Source organism: Pedococcus sp. P2_D9 (genome assembly GCF_056404275.1).
Map to the genome: position 1 here is coordinate 226,849 of NZ_JBFUEI010000004.1, position 15,936 is coordinate 242,784.

The window sequence follows — 15,936 nt, forward strand, 5'->3', positions numbered from 1 at the left end:
CGCGTTCAGGAGCGGAAGACGACGACGCGGGGCTCGATGTTGCGGCGGTCCTGACCACCCTGCAACGTGTAGCCGCTGGCGACCCACGAGGTGGTCCGCGTGGGATGGGGGCGACAGACGACGTAGTCGCCCCACTTGCCCGCCTGCGGGGAGTGGGTCGAGGTCGCCGTCGTCTTCGTGGCCCACGTGTTGGCCTGCTGGTCGAGGACGCCGACCGCGTGCGCCGGCTGGGTCGGGCCGCCGAAGAACGCGGTGAGACCGATGCCGCCCCGCTTGTTGGGGGCCGCCGCCGGATAGGCCCAGGCGCCGTTCTGGCTCCAGAGGTCCGGCTCGGCCACCACGGCCAGCGACTGCTCGTCGAGCGTCACCCCACGGATGTAGGGCTGAGGCCGACCCGGGCCCCGGCCGGCGCTCCACAGGAAGCCGAGCCGGCCGCCAGCCCGCCAGGCGCCGGTGATCCGGTCATCGCAACGGCTGAGCCAGGGCTGGCCGTCCGGCCCGAGCGAGCGGTAGTCGCTGTCGTTCCACGCCGTGACCGGGATCGTCCAGGTGGTGACATCGGCCGCGTCGTCCAGCCACTGGAAGAGCCGCAGGGACCGGCGCGCCTGGTCGTTCCCGGCGAACCACATCGACGAACCGGCTCCGGAGACCAGGCGCAACGAGCCGACCCCGGTGGTCGACCAGTGCCGCCTCGTGAGGGGCCCGGTCCGGGTCAGGTCGGCACGGGCATACCTGATGATCCCCGCCCGCACCCACCGGTCGGAGCCGTCGTAGTGGTTGAAGGTCAGCCACAGGTTCTTGGTGCTGACCGCCAGGTCGGGGAAGTCGAACCAGACGTCGGTCCAGGCCGGGTCGAGATCAGCCGGCGCGACGTCCCACCAGCGCCACGTCCCCGAGACGGCGGTCCGGCTGACGGCGAGACGAAAGATGTTGCTGCGCCCCGATTTCGAGTACTGCAGCAGCCACACCCACAGGCGTTGGGCCGGCAGGTAGGTGACGATCTGGTCGCAGCAGAACATGCCACGGTCGGCCGGGAACTCGGTGAAGGGGTCGAGGAGCGACCAGGTCGCGCCGCGGTCCGACGAGCGCGTGGCGAACCAGTTGCCCGTCACGAAGAGGGTCGAGGAGGACACTCCGAGCGTGGGCTCGCCGACGGTCCCAGTCTGGGTGCCGGTGGCCGCATCGTCGAGGGCGAGGTTCGAGGTGATCGTCACCACGGGTCGGCCCTCACTCCGGGTCGCTCGGCGGGGGAGCGGACGCCGCCGGAGCGACGGGTGTGGCCGGGGGTGTCTCGGGGGGCTTGGGCCCCGGCTTCTTGCGCTTGGCCGACTGCTGCCGGTCGCGCTGGTCCAGGTCCCTGTCGCTCATCGGTGTGCCGAGGTCGGGCTCGGCTCCGGCGGGCAGGCCCTCGGCCGCCTCGGCTCCGGCCAGGGCGTCCTCGCGGGCCTTGTCCCGCTTCCTGCGCGGACGGACATGCGTGCCCGAAAGGGCGTCGGCACCCTCGTGCGTGGCCTCCGTGGAGCCGGCTCGCCGCTTGGTGGCCATCAGACCGGATCGCCCCCTGAGCCGTTGCGGGCCAGCGCCGGAGCCATCGGGCGGCGCCACTCCACCCGGGCCAGGACCGCCAGCACGGCGGCTGCCGCGAGGAAGACGAGGGCCAGCGCGCGCTCGGTCCCGCCGCTGCCCGCGTCTCCGCCCTCACCGCCGAGCCGCTCGATCCAGTCGGGCACCAGGGCCGTCACGACGGCCAGCACGGTGCCGATCCCCGCGAGGACGACCTCGGCCCAGAACCGTCTGCGCACCACACGTCCGCCCATTGCCCGCTCCTCACGATCGGCCGGCCGGCTGAGTCAGCCGCCGCTCCCGGTGGGGGCACGGCCCCCATCCAAGGATGGACCCCGGCCGCCGTCGCGACAAGGTTTCGACGGGGCTCATCCGGCCCGAAGCCGGGGCCCCGGAACCCGCTGGGAGGCCACCCCGCGGCATACCGGAGTGTGGTCAGGACCACCTGCCCTGCCGGGTCCTGGCGCCGGGCGCCGCATTAGAGTGAACGCAGGTAGTCCCCAATGGCGCTGGAGGCCTTGTCACCATGTCTGATCGTCCCATTTCCGTCATCGTCGCGGGTGCCCGCACGCCCATGGGCCGCCTGCTCGGCTCGCTCAAGGACTTCTCAGGGGCCGACCTCGGTGGCTTCGCCATCAAGGGCGCCCTGGAGAAGGCAGGCGTGAGCCCCGACCAGGTCGACTACGTGATTATGGGCCAGGTCCTGCAGGCCGGCGCCGGCCAGATCCCCGCCCGGCAGGCCGCCGCCAAGGCCGGCATCCCCATGTCCGTCCCGGCGCTGACCATCAACAAGGTCTGCCTGTCCGGCATCAACGCCATCGCCATGGCCGACCAGCTGATCCGCGCGGGTGAGTTCGACGTCGTCGTCGCGGGCGGCCAGGAGTCGATGACCAACGCCCCGCACCTGCTGGAGAAGTCCCGCGAGGGCTACAAGTACGGCGACGTCACGATGCGCGACCACATGGCCTTCGACGGCCTGTGGGACGCCTTCACCGACCAGGCCATGGGTCTGCTCACCGAGCAGGCCAACACCGGCGACCAGGAGTTCACCCGCGAGCAGCAGGACGAGTTCGCCGCCCGCAGCCACCAGCTCGCGGCGCGCGCCTGGAAGGACGGGCTGTTCGACGACGAGGTCGTCACCGTCTCCATCCCGCAGCGCAAGGGCGACCCGCTGGAGTTCAAGACCGACGAGGGCATCCGCGCCGACACCACGACCGAGACGCTCGGCAAGCTCCGCCCGGCGTTCTCCAAGGACGGCACCATCACGGCCGGCACCGCCAGCCAGATCAGCGACGGCGCCGCCGCCGTCGTGGTCATGAGCAAGACCAAGGCGCAGGAGCTCGGCCTGTCCTGGATCGCCGAGATCGGCGCCCACGGCGTCGTGGCGGGCCCTGACTCCACCCTCCAGCAGCAGCCCGCGCGAGCCATCGCCAAGGCGTGCGAGCGTGAGGGCATCACGCCGGCCGACCTCGACCTCGTGGAGATCAACGAGGCGTTCGCCGCCGTCGGGCTGGCCTCGGCCAAGGAGCTCGGCATCGACGTGGACAAGGTGAACGTCAACGGTGGCGCCATCGCCCTCGGACACCCGATCGGCATGTCCGGCGCCCGGATCGCCCTGCACCTCGCGCTCGAGCTGGGCCGCCGCGGTGGCGGCGTCGGCGCGGCCGCCCTGTGTGGCGGCGGTGGCCAGGGTGATGCCCTCATCGTGCGCGTGCCCAAGAGCGACGCCACCACCGACCCCAAGGCCTGAGTGGCCCCCCGCACCGTCGACGTCCCTGCCCTGGTCGAATCGGCCAGGGCAGGGTCGCCTCGTGCCGTCGCGCGGCTGATCTCCCTCGTCGAGGACGGTCACCCGGCCCTGCGTGAGGTGATGGCAGCACTCGCGCCACACACCGGCAAGGCCCACATCATCGGCATCACCGGCAGTCCTGGCGTGGGCAAGTCCACTTCCACCAATGCGCTCGTCGGCGCCCTTCGCACCCAGGGCAAGCGAATCGGCATCCTCGCCGTCGACCCCTCGTCGCCGTTCTCCGGCGGCGCGCTCCTCGGCGACCGGGTGCGCATGCAGGACCACGCCCTCGACCCCGACGTCTACATCCGCTCGATGGCCAGTCGAGGCCACCTGGGTGGGCTCTCGTGGACGACGCCGCAGGCGCTGCGCGTGCTCGACGCCGCCGGGTGCGACGTGATCCTCGTCGAGACCGTCGGGGTGGGTCAGTCCGAGGTGGAGGTCGCGGGACTCGCGGACACGACCATCGTGCTGCTCGCGCCCGGCATGGGTGACGGCATCCAGGCGGCCAAGGCGGGCATCCTCGAGATCGGCGACATCTTCGTCGTCAACAAGGCCGACCGCGACGGGGCCGACGCCACCGTCCGCGACATCCGCCACATGATCTCCCTGGGCGACCGCACCGAACCGAACCTCTGGCGCCCGCCCGTGCTGAAGACCGTTGCGCAGCAAGGTCAGGGCGTCGACGAGGTCATCGAGGCGATCGAGAAGCACACGGCCTGGATGGAGGGGTCCGGCGCGCTGCGTGAGCGCCGCATCCGTCGCGCCGGCGACGAGATCGAGTCGATCGCGCTCCAGGCCCTGCGCGCCAAGATGGGCGACCTGCGGCACGGCAACGGCGTCGACGAGCTCGCCGCCGCCGTCGTGGACGGCACGACCGACCCGTATGCCGCGGCCGACCAGATCGTCTCCGCCCTCGCCTGAGTCGCCTCCCGCCGTTCAGGGACCGCCGGGTCCTGTGACGGCGGATCGTCCGGACAACGGGCCCGGGGTCAGTCGCGGCCGGAGGTGACCAGGCCGTCCCAGCCCCAGCGCGGCATACCCAGGCCGTCGGGCACGGTCGCGTCCTCGTCGTGGAACTCGTTGACGTCGGCGACGGCCCACTCCATGTAGGCCCGCAGGGCCGCCCGGAACTCGGGGTCAGCCGGGAGCCCCACGTCGTCGGCGGCCGCGACGAAGCACTCCACGAACAGCGGCCCGAGCTCGAGCATCCCCGGGCCGTTGCCGGCATGCATCCGCAGCATCGACGACTGGTCGCTCAGCTGCTCCGAGAACCGTGGTGGGCCCCCGAGCACCTCGGCCCAGTAGGCGGCGAGCCGCTCGACGTGCTGGGGGTTGAGGTCTTCCTTGCTGAACGGGTGGTTGAGCAGCGGATCGGCGACGCAGCGCTCGTGGTGCGCGCGGGCCAGGGCGAGGAAGGCCTCGTCGCCCCCGGCGAACTCGTACAGGCTCGGCCGCATCCCGGCAGCCTCGCACGAGGGTCACGTGGAGTGTCAAGGTGCACCCGTGGCGAATAGGGTGAAGCCCGGACCCGACCCGAAAGGACCAGAGTGCAGCCCCAGGTGATTGCCGGACGCTACGAGGTGCTCCGTTCCATCGGCAGAGGTGGAATGGGCACGGTCTGGCTGGCACGCGACACCGTGCTGGGCCGCGAGGTGGCCATCAAGCAGATCGGTGCGCTCCCGGGCGAGCCCGCGGCGGCGGCACGGGCCATGCGCGAGGCCCGCATCGCGGCCTCCCTCAACGACGCCCACGCCGTCGGGGTCTTCGACGTCGTGGACGAGAACGACTCGCACTGGCTGGTCATGGAGTACGTCGAGGGGCAGAGCCTGGCCGAGAAGATCCACGAGGTCGGCGCGCTGCCGCCCACGCGGGTCGCGGCGATCGGGTCCGCCGTGGCGAGTGCCCTCGCTCGTGCGCACGAGCGGGGGATCGTGCACCGGGACATCAAGCCGGGCAACATCCTCATCGACAACGTGGGCACTCCCAAGATCAGCGACTTCGGGATCGCCCGCGCGCACACGGACGACCAGCTCACCCAGACGGGGTTCATGACCGGCACGCCCGGCTACCTCTCACCCGAGCTGGCGCGAGGGGGCGACCCGACTCCCGCCACGGACGTCTGGGCCCTCGGCGCGACGCTGTACTACGCGGTGGAGGGCCAGCCGCCCTACGAGTCGCAGGCCAACCCGCTCGCCACCCTGCAGGCCATCGCGCGTGGTGAGGCCCGCCCGATGGAGCAGGCCGGCCCGCTGGGTGGCGCCATCGCGGCCATGATGGACCACGACACCTCACAACGCTGGGACATGGCCACCGCCTCCGAACGGCTGGGCCGGATCGCGGCCGGCGACACCACCATGGCGCTGCCCGCGGGAGCCGTCCTCCCTGGAGCGGGGGCTGCCGCCGCCGGGGCCACGGAGGTGCTGGCCGCACCCCTCGAGACCACCCAGCGACTGGAGGCGCCGCCCCTGCCGCCGCCCACGGCATACCCGCCCCGGGAGGCCGAGCCGCGCGGGGACGAGCGTCCCCGCGCACTGGGCTGGGTGGTTGCCCTGCTGGTCCTCGCCCTGATCGGGCTCGGCATCGCCTACGCGCTCACCGACGGTTTCGGCAGCCAGACCCCCAACACGGGCAGGACGACCACCGTCACGTCGACCCAGACCCAGACCGAGACGCCGTCGAGCTCCTCGTCGAGCTCGTCCAGCTCCTCGACCAGCAAGACGTCGACGACCACGACCGCTCCACCGAAGTCCGACGCGCAGCTGACCCGCTTCATCGAGTCCTACTACCGGGACGTCACGAAGCAGGGCAAGCGGGACGACACGTTCGCCCAGCTGACCCCGAAGATGCAGCAGGACTCCAAGGGTCGGGCGGGCTACGAGGCGTTCTGGAGCGGCATCAAGTCGGTCGACGTCGGTGACGTGCAGTCCAACGCCGACACCGGCGTGGTGACGGCATCGCTGACCTTCACCAGGCAGGACGACAGCAAGAGCGACGAGACCCATAAGCTGACCGTCGTGAGGGACGGCGACTCCTGGCTGATCGACAGCGACACCCTGCAGTGACCCCTGCGCCCTGACCGCCACGCCCGGAAAACCATTGGCGGGCCACGAGTCCGCGGGCCTACCGTCGAGGGATGGAGATCCGCAGACTCAACCCTCTCGACGAGACGGAGCTTGTCCGTTTCCACGAGATCGGCGAGGCTGCCGAGCGCTTCGAGCGTCCCTACGCCACGACGTGGGGGCTGGACGAGATGCGCATCGACCTCACCGAAGAGGACCCCTCCGAACGCAAGGACTGTGTGGTCGCCGTCGACGGCGAGGAGATCGTCGGCGCCGGCATCGCGTTCTCCGCGACCAACGACAACACCCACCTGTCCTGGCTGATGCCGTGGGTCGAGCCGCAGCGACGTGGCCGGGGCATCGGCTCTGCGGTCCTCGCCGAGCTCATCGCGATCTGCCGTGCGGACCACCGCACCGACCTGGTGATGGAGACGTCCTACCCGTTCGACCGTCGCGAGGACCACCCCTACCGCCGGTTCGCCGAGAAGAACGGCTTCGCCCTCGCCAACACCGAGATCCGCCGGGTGCGGACGTTGCCGGTCGAGGACATCGACCTCGACGCCGTGATGAACGAGGCCGCTCAGCACCACGAGGGCTACCGCATCGTGACGTTCGACGACCCGGTCCCCGACGAGCTGCTGCCGTCGATGTGCGCGGCCCACAACCAGCTCGCCGTCGAGGCGCCCGGTGGTGAGCTCGAGTTCGAGCCCGAGTCGCTCACGCCCGAGCTGGTCCGCATCCACGAGGACCAGCGCCGGCGCATGGGTCGTCGCAAGATCTCGACCCTCGCCGTCACGGATGCCGGCGAGGTGGTCGGGTTCAGCGACCTCGTCATCCCGCCCGAGGACCTGCCCAACGTCTGGCAGTGGGGCACGCTCGTCACGGCCGGGCACCGGGGGCACCACCTGGGCATGGCGATGAAGGCGCGCGGCCTCAAGGAGCTGCAGACCCGGATCGGCCCGGAACGCACGCGCATCGTGACGTGCAACGCCGAGCAGAACGGCTACATGGTGTCGATCAACGAGAGCCTCGGCTTCCGTGCCGTCGAGGTGGCCCCGGCCTTCCTGCTCCGCCAGCCTTGAGCGGCGTGCGGCACCGGACGGGGCGCATGCCACGGTGCCGGCCACGCGGCATACGGTGGGGTCATGCTGGTTGCCTTCTCCGTCGCCCCGTCCGTGCCCGCCGACTCCGCCGGTTCGGTGAGTGAGGCGGTCGCCGCCGCCGTCACCGTCGTGCGGGAGTCGGGCCTGCCGCACCGCACCTCCTCGATGTTCACCGAGGTGGAGGGGGAGTGGGACGAGGTGATGGCCGTGGTCAAGGGTGCGGTCGACGCCGTGGCCGCGTTCGGGCCGCGGGTGAGCCTCGTGCTCAAGGCCGACATCCGGGACGGGTATGCCGGTGAGCTCACCGCCAAGCTCGACCGCCTCGAGGCAGCCATCGACGCCCAGAAGTAGCCGGGGCGCTCCGTCCGCAAAACCCTGCGGCAGTCGGCCCGCTTGCGCGTCGATCGTTGTCGGAATGTGCTCCACTGCCGGATGAATCGCCTTTAGGGTCGAACGGGACGCGGGCGAGACCTGCCGGTGCCCAGGGGAACTCACCGGGACGCGCGGAAGCATGGAGGCACTGACGGCATGTGGGCTGCGATCAGATATCGCCGGGCCCAGGCGGTCGTCCTCGTCCTGCTGTCGGCCCTGATCGCCACGTGTGCAGTCTTCGCGCCGTTGTACCAGCGGGCGCTCGAGCAGTCGCTGCTGCGGACGAGCATCAACGCGGCGAGCGTCGCCGACACGGCCCTCGTGGTCCGGAGCGGCCGAGGAACGGCGAACCCCGACTTCGGGAGTGCCGACCTCGCAGGCAACGTCCCCGCGTCGGTGCGGGTGCTCTACGGCGAGCCCATCGGCCAGCTGTCGGATGCCATCGACATCGTGCCGCGGGCCGGGCTGAAGCCGTCGCCGGGCGACCTCGTCGCGCGGGACCGCGTGTGTGAGCACCTCACCGTCACGACGGGTGCCTGCCCCAAGGCGGTCGGTGAGGTCCTCGTGTCCGCCAAGGACCTGGCCGCCTGGAAGTGGCCCCTGGGCAAGACCTTCCAGACCTCGGTGCCGGGTCTCGGCCAGGGCGTCAAGCCCAGAACCACCCTCACCGTGGTCGGGGCCTACGAGGTGGTCCCCGACGAGGCCTACTGGCTGCGGACCCAGCTCGACGGCAAGTCCGGGTCGCTGGTCGACGTGGGGACCGAGCAGGTGCCGGCCATCGACGACTTCGTGACACCCGAGGCGACGTTCACCAAGGACTGGAGCGTGGCGCAGGCTTCGCTGACCCTCCCGCTGCGCCGGGACCTGTTCACGTTGGGCAACCTGCAGCAGATCTCCGACGTCCTGGCAGCCAGGGGCGGCAACCGCGTCGCGGGGCAGGGGATCGACGGCGCGCTCGTCGAGACCCAGCTGCCCTCGATCATCGACGGGATCCGGGTGGGCCAGCACCAGCTGCAGGTCATCGTTCCGCTCCTCATGGCACAGCTCGGGCTGCTGGCGGCCGCCATCCTGCTGCTGGTCGCCCAGGCAGCGGTGGAGCAGCGACGCCCCGAGGTGGCCCTGGCACGACTGCGCGGCCGCAGCAGGGAGGGCGCCGGCCGGATCGTCATGGGGGAGCTCGCCGTGACAGTCGCCCTCGGGCTGCCCGTCGGATTCCTCCTGGCGCTCTTCCTGACGACCCTCGTCCGGTGGTTCCTCCTGCCCGACGGGGTCCCGTTCGAGGTGCCGTGGTCCTCGGTTGCAGCCCTGGCTGCGTCGGCGGTCGTCTGCGCCGTGGCGATCTGGCTGGCGGCCAGGCCGGTCCAGCAGCAGACCGTGTCGGCCCTGCTCCGGCGGGTGTCGCGCGAACGCGTCCGCGCCTTCGGCATCGTGGACGTCCTCGCCGTCGCGCTCGCCGCTTTCGGGCTCATCGGTCTGGCCACCGGCTCGCTCGAGGGTCCGCTGGCCCTCGTGACGCCGACGTTGATCGCCCTGGCCGCCGGGCTGGTCGCCTCACGGCTGGCGGTCCCGGTCGCGGCCGCCAGCGGTCGTGCCAACCTGCGGCGGGGGCGGATCGGTCCCGCCCTCACCGCTTTCGGTCTCGAACGTCGACCCACGCTGCGCAAGGTGGTCACCGTGGTCAGCGTCGCGGTTGCGCTGACCGTGTTCGCCGCCAATGCGCTCGTCGTGGGCGATCGCAACTGGACAGCTCGTGCCCAGGTGCAGACCGGCGCACCGGCCGTCATCGACACCGACAGCCGCAACCCCGCCAGCCTCTTGACCACCGTGCGGGCGATCGACCCGACCGGCGCCGAGGCGAGTCCGGTGGCCATCGTCCGGTGGACCGACCGGGGCGCCACCGCGACGATGGCGGTGGTCACCAAGGACTTCGAGGAGACGTCGTTCGCCCCGCCGGGCGAGTCCTACCGACTCGGCGAGCTGGCCCCTCCCGACGTTGCGCCCGTGCACCTCGTCGGCACTCGGGTCACCGGACGCGTCGCCTGGGACCTCACCACGCCCGAGGGCGAGACGAGCCAGCGGCCCAGCGGCCAGTCCGGCAACCCGCTGCCACCCGGCGTGGGCCCGGGGTCCGAGGAGCCCTCGGAGCTGCGCATCTCCGTGACGACACCGCAGGGTCAGCGGCTCACCCGGGTCATCGGGCAGATCCCGTTGCAGGGCAAGGGCTCCCGAGCGCTCAACGCCCTGCTGCTCTGCCCGGACGGGTGCCGGCTCGACGGGCTGGAGTTCCGCAAGACCGACCAGCAGGTCAGCGAGGTCAGCGGCACGCTGAGCATCACGGGGCTCGGCCTTGACGGGAAGTCGCTCGACGTCGCGGCCCCCACCCAGTGGAACCCGTTCGTTGCGCCGGCCACGAGCAGCCGCGACGTCCTGAAGCAGGTGCCGGCCGCCGGCGACACGCTCGCCCTGGAGCTCGTCAGCACCGGCTTTGCGGTCGAGCTCTCCCACGCCGACGTCCCGGCCGTCCTGCCCGGGCTGCTGGCCGGGCCGGTACCTCCGGGTGGGACGGCGCAAGGCTTCGACGCCATCGGCATCAACGGTGCACCCCTCACGGCCGCCGCCCAGCAGACGGTCTCCACCCTGCCGGTCCTGGGCAAGCAGGGAGTCCTGGTGGACTACGAGACGCTGGCCCGGCTCGGCGGCCGCCTTCCCGACAGCGGAACCCTGTCCGTCTGGGTCGCCGACCCCGCAAGGGCCGACGCCGTGGCCCAAGGCCTCCGCGCGCAAGGGGTGGGCATCCTCGCAAGGCACAGTGTGATCGCGGCCAAGGACCGTCTCGACGAGTCCGCCTCCGCCCAGGGCCTGCGACTGGCTGCCTTCACCGGTGCGATGGGGGTGCTCCTCGCGGCCCTGGTGGTCCTCGTGATGACGGTCACGGGCTGGCGCGTGGTGGCCCGTGACCTGGCTGCCCTCCACATGTCCGGCGTCCCGCTCAAGGCCCTGCGGAGATCCCTGGTGCGCGAGCAAGTGGTGCTCGTCCTGGTCGGCACCGTGGTGGGGGTCGTCTGCGGCACGGTGAGCTCGTTCGTCGCCATGCCACTGGTCCCGCTGTTCGACAGCTCAGCCGACCCCGTGCCGGCCCTGGAGCTGGAGCCGGCCACGGTGGCGATCGTCGGTGCCGCCGTCGTGGCCGCAGCGGTGCTCGTCGCCGTCGGCTGGCTGGCCGCAGTGGGAGCGGGTCGCAGGATCACCCTGAACCGGATCCGGGAGTCCCTGTGACCGCCACGAACGGAGTCCCTGTGACCGCCACGAGCGACAGGACCGGGGTGGCCACTCGGGGGCTGCGGGTGACCACGCGCGGCCTCGTCCACATCTACCGCGCCGAGGGCCATGACGTGGCCGCCCTGTCCGGCGTCGACCTCACGGTCCACCCCGGAGAGGTGGTGGGGCTGCTGGGGCCGTCCGGCGCCGGTAAGTCGACCCTCCTGACGTTGTTCGGCGGGCTCATGCGGCCCAGCGCAGGGCGCGTGCTGGTCGGCGAGCACGAGCTGTCGACGATGACCGAAGCCGACCTCGACCGGTTCCGGGCCGCGGAGGTGGGGCTGGTCCTGCAGGGCGCTGCCCGCAACCTCCTGCCCTATCTCAGTGCCCGCCAGAACGTCGAGTTCGCCCAGACCTCCGCGCGCAGGGCCGGCCGCGACGTGCCGCCTCCCGGAGAGGTGCTGGAGCTCGTGGGTCTGGGCCACGCCGCGACCGCACCGCTGGACTCGCTGCCGCCCGGTCAGCTGCAGCTCGCCGCCCTGGCCGTGGCACTCGCAAGCAGGCCGGGCCTGCTGCTGGGCGACGAGCCGACCTCCCAGCTGCACCACTCGTCCCGCGACCTCGTGCTCGACACGGTGCACCGGGTCAACCAGGAGTGGGGGACCACCGTGGTGGTCGTGACCCACGACCCCGAGGTGGCCGCGCGGCTGCCGCGGACGGTCACCATCCGCGACGGCCGCGTCGGTGGCGAGGGCCGTTCCGGCGAGGAGTATGCCGTGGTGTCCGCGGACGGCTCGCTGCCCCTGCCGCCCGCAGCCGTGGGGGCGTTCCCCCCGGGCGCCCTGGTGCGCGTGCACGAGGTCGACGGTGTCTGGACGCTGATTCCGGAAGGCAGGGGTGAGACGGGTGGGTGACCGGCGCGAGTGGTCCACGGACAGCGGGGCGATCGACGACGGCCGGCTGGGGGGTGACCGAGCCCACGGGCGCGTCGAGTCGCCGCCCCTGAGGGTCGAGGGCGTCACCGTGCGCTACGGGTCCACGGTCGCCGTCGCAGGCGCGGACCTGGAGGCTTATGCCGGGGAGTTCATCGCGGTCACCGGTCACAGTGGCGCTGGGAAGTCCTCGCTGCTGTGGGCCATCGGTGGCGCTGTGGCCAGCGAGGGCACGGTGCGCCTCGGCGACGACGTCGTCCGGGACCGGGCCCAGGCCGCGCGACTCGGCATCGAGGTCATCCCGCAGGGAAGCGCCCTCGCTGTGCTCCTCTCGGCCCAGGAGAACGTCGCACTGCCGCTGCTGGCCCGTGGGGTGCGCTCCGACCAGGCCGGGCGTCGCGCTCAGGAGGCACTGGAGTCGGTCGGCCTGCACGAGTCCGGCAGCCACCTGGCCGAGGAGCTCAGCGGTGGCCAGCAGCAGCGGGTGGCCGTCGCTCGTGGCCTTGCCCTGCGCGGCACGGTGCTCCTCGCGGACGAGCCCACCTCCGAGCTCGACCACGACAACCGTGAACGCGTCCTGGCGCTGTTGCGGGCCGAGGCTCGGCGGGGCGCGATCGTCATCATGGCCACGCACGACCCCGAGGCCGCCGAGGAGGCCGACGGCGAGATCCGCCTCGATGATGGACAGCTCGAGACCGTCCGACTCCCCGCGGGCTAGCCTGCTGCGCGTGCCGAAGCCCATTCGCCTGCCGTTCGACCCGATCACGCGCGCGGCGCAGCTGTGGACCAGGCGCTGGGGGCGCACCTCCCAGCCGTTGGCGATGGCGAGCGCGACCTCGATCATGCGCGTCCAGCAGCTGCTGATCACGGACTACGACGCCCTGGTCGGCAGGCACGGCCTGACGTTCGCCCGCTACGAGGCGCTGGTGCTGCTCGCGTTCAGCCGCGACGGCCGGTTGGGCATGAGCAAGATCGGCCAGCGCCTGATGGTCCACCCGACCAGCGCCACCAACATCATCCAGCGCCTCGATGCCCAGGGTTTCGTCGAACGCCTGCCCAACCCCGATGACGGTCGAGGCACCCTCGCCGTGATCACGCCGGCAGGACGCGAGGCCATGGAGGCCGCCACCGCGGACCTGGTCAAGGAGAAGTTCGGTCTCGGCATGCTGACCGCCGCCGAGCACGAACAGCTGTTCGACCTGCTCCGCAAGGTGCGCGTCGGCGCCGCCGACTTCGACGCCTGACCCAGCCCCCCGGCATACCCCGGGGAGCTCTGGCGTGACATTTACTAGGACGTCCTAGTAAATTGGCGCCATGCCCGAGAACCCCGCACCCACCACCCCCGCGACGAGCGACGGCGCTGCCCGCTGGCAGGCCCGCTATGACGCAGCCCAGGCCAAGGGGCAGGTGCGGGACGCAGACTTCACCACCCTCTCGCAGATGCCCGTGGAGCCCGTCTATGGGCCGACCGACGGCTCCGAGGTGCCCGAGCGGATCGGCTGGCCGGGGGAGTACCCCTTCACGCGCGGTCTCTACCCGACGGGCTACCGCGGCCGCACCTGGACGATCCGGCAGTTCGCCGGCTTCGGCAACGCGGTGCAGACCAACGAGCGCTACAAGATGATCCTGGAGCGCGGGGGTGGTGGCCTCTCGGTGGCCTTCGACATGCCCACCCTGATGGGGCGCGACTCCGACGACCCGATGAGCCTCGGCGAGGTCGGCCACTGCGGCGTCGCGATCGACTCCGCCAAGGACATGGAGGTGCTGTTCAACGAGCTGCCGCTCGAGGACATCACCACCTCGATGACGATCAGCGGTCCGGCCGTCCCCGTGTTCTGCATGTACCTCGTCGCCGCCGAGCGCCAGGGTGTCGACCTGGGCGTCCTCAACGGAACGCTGCAGACCGACATCTTCAAGGAGTACATCGCCCAGAAGGAGTGGCTGTTCGCCCCCGAGCCGCACCTGCGCCTGATCGGCGACCTTATGGAGTACTGCGCCGAGAACATCCCCGACTACAAGCCGCTGTCGGTCTCGGGCTACCACATCCGCGAGGCCGGTTCCACGGCTGCGCAGGAGCTCGCGTTCACCCTCGCCGACGGGTTCGGCTACGTCGAGCTGGGCCTGTCGCGTGGCCTCGACATCGACACCTTCGCCCCCGGGTTGTCGTTCTTCTTCGACAGCCACCTGGACTTCTTCGAGGAGATCGCGAAGTTCCGTGCCGCGCGCCGGATCTGGGCCCGCTGGTTGCGCGACACCTACGGCGCGAAGACCGACAAGGCCCAGTGGCTGCGGTTCCACACCCAGACCGCCGGGGTGTCGCTCACGGCGCAGCAGCCCTACAACAACGTGGTCCGGACCGCCGTCGAGGCGCTCGCGGCTGTCCTGGGTGGCACCAACAGCCTCCACACCAACGCGCTCGACGAGACCTTGGCGCTGCCCAGCGAGCAGGCTGCCGAGATCGCCCTGCGCACCCAGCAGGTGATCATGGAGGAGACCGGCGTCGTCAACGTCGCCGACCCGCTCGGGGGCAGCTGGTACGTCGAGGCCCTCACCGACAAGATCGAGGCCGAAGCCGAAGCCATCTTCGACAAGATCAGGGCGATGGGTGAGCTCGGCAAGCCCCGCAACGCCGAGGGTGGCGTCGACCACGCGGTCGGCCCGATGACCTCCGGCATCCTGCACGGCATCGAGGACGGCTGGTTCATGTCCGAGATCGCCGAGGCCGCCTTCCAGTACCAGGTGTCGCTGGAGAAGGGAGACAAGAAGGTCGTCGGCGTCAACTGCCACACCGCCTCGGTCACCCACGAGCTCGAGATCCTGCGCGTCAGCCACGAGGTCGAGCGCGAGCAGGTCGCCACTCTCAAGACGCGCAAGACGGACCGCGACGAGGACGCCGTGCGCGCTGCCGTGCAGCACATGGTCGAGGTGGCCCGCACCAGCGGAAACATGGTGCCCGCCATGCTCGATGCGGCGCGCGCCGAGGCGACGCTGGGCGAGATCTGCGACGCGCTGCGCGACGAGTGGGGCGTCTACCGCGAGCCCGCCCGCTTCTGACCGACCGGGGTATGCCGCGTGGCGGCCTTGTGCCGCGCGCCGGATCGGGAGCGTCGGGTCAGGGCTCCCCGGCGGGCTCGCGCTGCTCGCGCCGCAGCCGCGCGTAGGCCACGTCGGCCAGCAGGGCGATGAGGCCGTCGATGAAGGCCTCGTCGGGCTCACCCGTCGCCAGGGCGCGGTGCATGACCGAGCCGACGACCACGTCGGCGAGCAAGTCGACGTCGATCATGTCCTGTCGGATCTCGCCGCGGCCGATCGCGCGCTCGACGGACGTCGCCACCAGGGCGTGCAAGCGCGTCGACAGGGACTCCCGCACCTTCTGGCCGACCCCCTCGGGGTCACGGGCCGACTCGGCCAGCAACGCGGCATACGCACCACCGGTGGAGGGGTCGCGCAGCAGCCGCGCTGCCTCGCCGATGCCGGCGCGCATGTCGGCCGCCAGCGAGCCGTTGTCCTCGATCTCGATCTCGTCAAAGGTCGCGGCCACGGCGTGCACGGCGAGCTCGACCTTCGAGGGCCAGCGCCGGTAGAGCGTGCTCTTGGCCACACCCGCCTTGGCGGCAACGTGCTCCATCGACATCCGGGCCACGCCCTTGTCGGCGAGCACCTGTCGCGCCGCCGCGGTGATCGCCTGCTCGGTCGCCTCCTCACGGGGGCGCCCGGGGCGGCGACTTCGGTCGTGCCGTGAACGTGAGGTCATCACGGGCGATCATGCCACCGACGACGTGATTTCAGGCGTTGGGGATTTGTCGTCATGGACCAACCTGGGTCATGGTGGTGTGATTGCCGACTGCGGGGAGCTC

The 15,936-nt window shown here is 71.4% G+C and carries 15 protein-coding genes; 10 read left to right on the forward strand and 5 right to left on the reverse strand.

The window, feature by feature from the left end; translation table 11 throughout:
• Positions 1 to 5 precede the first annotated feature (5 nt).
• The 3 genes from AC1DXJ_RS08450 to AC1DXJ_RS08460 are packed head-to-tail and all read right to left on the reverse strand — an operon-like array spanning position 6 to position 1,817.
• Positions 6 to 1,217, reverse strand: a complete 1,212-nt coding sequence (locus AC1DXJ_RS08450) for a hypothetical protein (protein WP_477615083.1) — start codon at positions 1,215 to 1,217, stop codon at positions 6 to 8.
• A gap of 10 nt (positions 1,218 to 1,227) precedes the next feature.
• Entirely contained in the window at positions 1,228 to 1,545 is a 318-nt protein-coding gene (locus AC1DXJ_RS08455) for a hypothetical protein (protein ID WP_477615084.1), read from the reverse strand.
• Positions 1,545 to 1,817 carry a hypothetical protein gene (locus AC1DXJ_RS08460; RefSeq protein WP_477636816.1) on the reverse strand — a complete coding sequence of 91 codons (273 nt, stop codon included), beginning with the start codon at positions 1,815 to 1,817 and terminating at the stop codon, positions 1,545 to 1,547. Before AC1DXJ_RS08460 ends, AC1DXJ_RS08455 begins: the two co-directional genes overlap by 1 nt.
• Before the next feature lie 272 nt (positions 1,818 to 2,089).
• On the opposite strand from AC1DXJ_RS08460, the gene AC1DXJ_RS08465 reads away from it, so the two are divergent.
• Together AC1DXJ_RS08465 and meaB are read left to right on the forward strand one after the other, a co-directional pair.
• Positions 2,090 to 3,313 carry an acetyl-CoA C-acetyltransferase gene (locus AC1DXJ_RS08465; RefSeq protein ID WP_477636817.1) on the forward strand — a complete coding sequence of 408 codons (1,224 nt, stop codon included), beginning with the start codon at positions 2,090 to 2,092 and terminating at the stop codon, positions 3,311 to 3,313.
• Positions 3,314 to 4,276 (forward strand): methylmalonyl Co-A mutase-associated GTPase MeaB, encoded by a 963-nt coding sequence (gene meaB / locus AC1DXJ_RS08470; protein WP_477636818.1) that lies wholly within the window; start codon positions 3,314 to 3,316, stop codon positions 4,274 to 4,276.
• 68 nt (positions 4,277 to 4,344) lie between these two features.
• On the opposite strand, the gene AC1DXJ_RS08475 is transcribed toward meaB, so the two are convergent.
• A complete protein-coding gene (locus tag AC1DXJ_RS08475; RefSeq protein WP_477636819.1) occupies positions 4,345 to 4,812 on the reverse strand; it encodes a group II truncated hemoglobin in 468 nt (155 codons plus the stop codon).
• A gap of 90 nt (positions 4,813 to 4,902) precedes the next feature.
• Between AC1DXJ_RS08475 and AC1DXJ_RS08480 the strand changes: the two genes are divergently transcribed.
• The 8 genes from AC1DXJ_RS08480 to AC1DXJ_RS08515 all read left to right on the forward strand — a co-directional run bounded on the left by AC1DXJ_RS08480 (position 4,903) and on the right by AC1DXJ_RS08515 (position 15,133).
• Positions 4,903 to 6,417, forward strand: a complete 1,515-nt coding sequence (locus tag AC1DXJ_RS08480) for a serine/threonine-protein kinase (protein WP_477636820.1) — start codon at positions 4,903 to 4,905, stop codon at positions 6,415 to 6,417.
• A 71-nt stretch (positions 6,418 to 6,488) separates the two neighbouring features.
• Entirely contained in the window at positions 6,489 to 7,496 is a 1,008-nt protein-coding gene (locus tag AC1DXJ_RS08485; RefSeq protein WP_477636821.1) for a GNAT family N-acetyltransferase, read from the forward strand.
• Between the two features lie 63 nt (positions 7,497 to 7,559).
• Entirely contained in the window at positions 7,560 to 7,868 is a 309-nt protein-coding gene (locus tag AC1DXJ_RS08490) for a thiamine-binding protein (RefSeq protein ID WP_477615091.1), read from the forward strand.
• 177 nt (positions 7,869 to 8,045) lie between these two features.
• Complete coding sequence (locus tag AC1DXJ_RS08495; RefSeq protein WP_477636822.1) at positions 8,046 to 11,165, forward strand: FtsX-like permease family protein; 3,120 nt, start codon at positions 8,046 to 8,048, stop codon at positions 11,163 to 11,165.
• A gap of 20 nt (positions 11,166 to 11,185) precedes the next feature.
• Complete coding sequence (locus AC1DXJ_RS08500; RefSeq protein ID WP_477636823.1) at positions 11,186 to 12,061, forward strand: ABC transporter ATP-binding protein; 876 nt, start codon at positions 11,186 to 11,188, stop codon at positions 12,059 to 12,061.
• Entirely contained in the window at positions 12,054 to 12,797 is a 744-nt protein-coding gene (locus tag AC1DXJ_RS08505; RefSeq protein WP_477636824.1) for an ABC transporter ATP-binding protein, read from the forward strand. Before AC1DXJ_RS08500 ends, AC1DXJ_RS08505 begins: the two co-directional genes overlap by 8 nt.
• Positions 12,798 to 12,807: 10 nt before the next feature.
• Positions 12,808 to 13,323, forward strand: a complete 516-nt coding sequence (locus tag AC1DXJ_RS08510; protein ID WP_477615095.1) for a MarR family winged helix-turn-helix transcriptional regulator — start codon at positions 12,808 to 12,810, stop codon at positions 13,321 to 13,323.
• 70 nt (positions 13,324 to 13,393) lie between these two features.
• Complete coding sequence (locus AC1DXJ_RS08515; protein WP_477632547.1) at positions 13,394 to 15,133, forward strand: acyl-CoA mutase large subunit family protein; 1,740 nt, start codon at positions 13,394 to 13,396, stop codon at positions 15,131 to 15,133.
• 58 nt (positions 15,134 to 15,191) lie between these two features.
• Here AC1DXJ_RS08515 and AC1DXJ_RS08520 read toward each other — a convergent pair whose 3' ends face one another.
• Positions 15,192 to 15,833 (reverse strand): TetR/AcrR family transcriptional regulator, encoded by a 642-nt coding sequence (locus AC1DXJ_RS08520; protein ID WP_477615097.1) that lies wholly within the window; start codon positions 15,831 to 15,833, stop codon positions 15,192 to 15,194.
• Positions 15,834 to 15,936 lie beyond the last annotated feature (103 nt).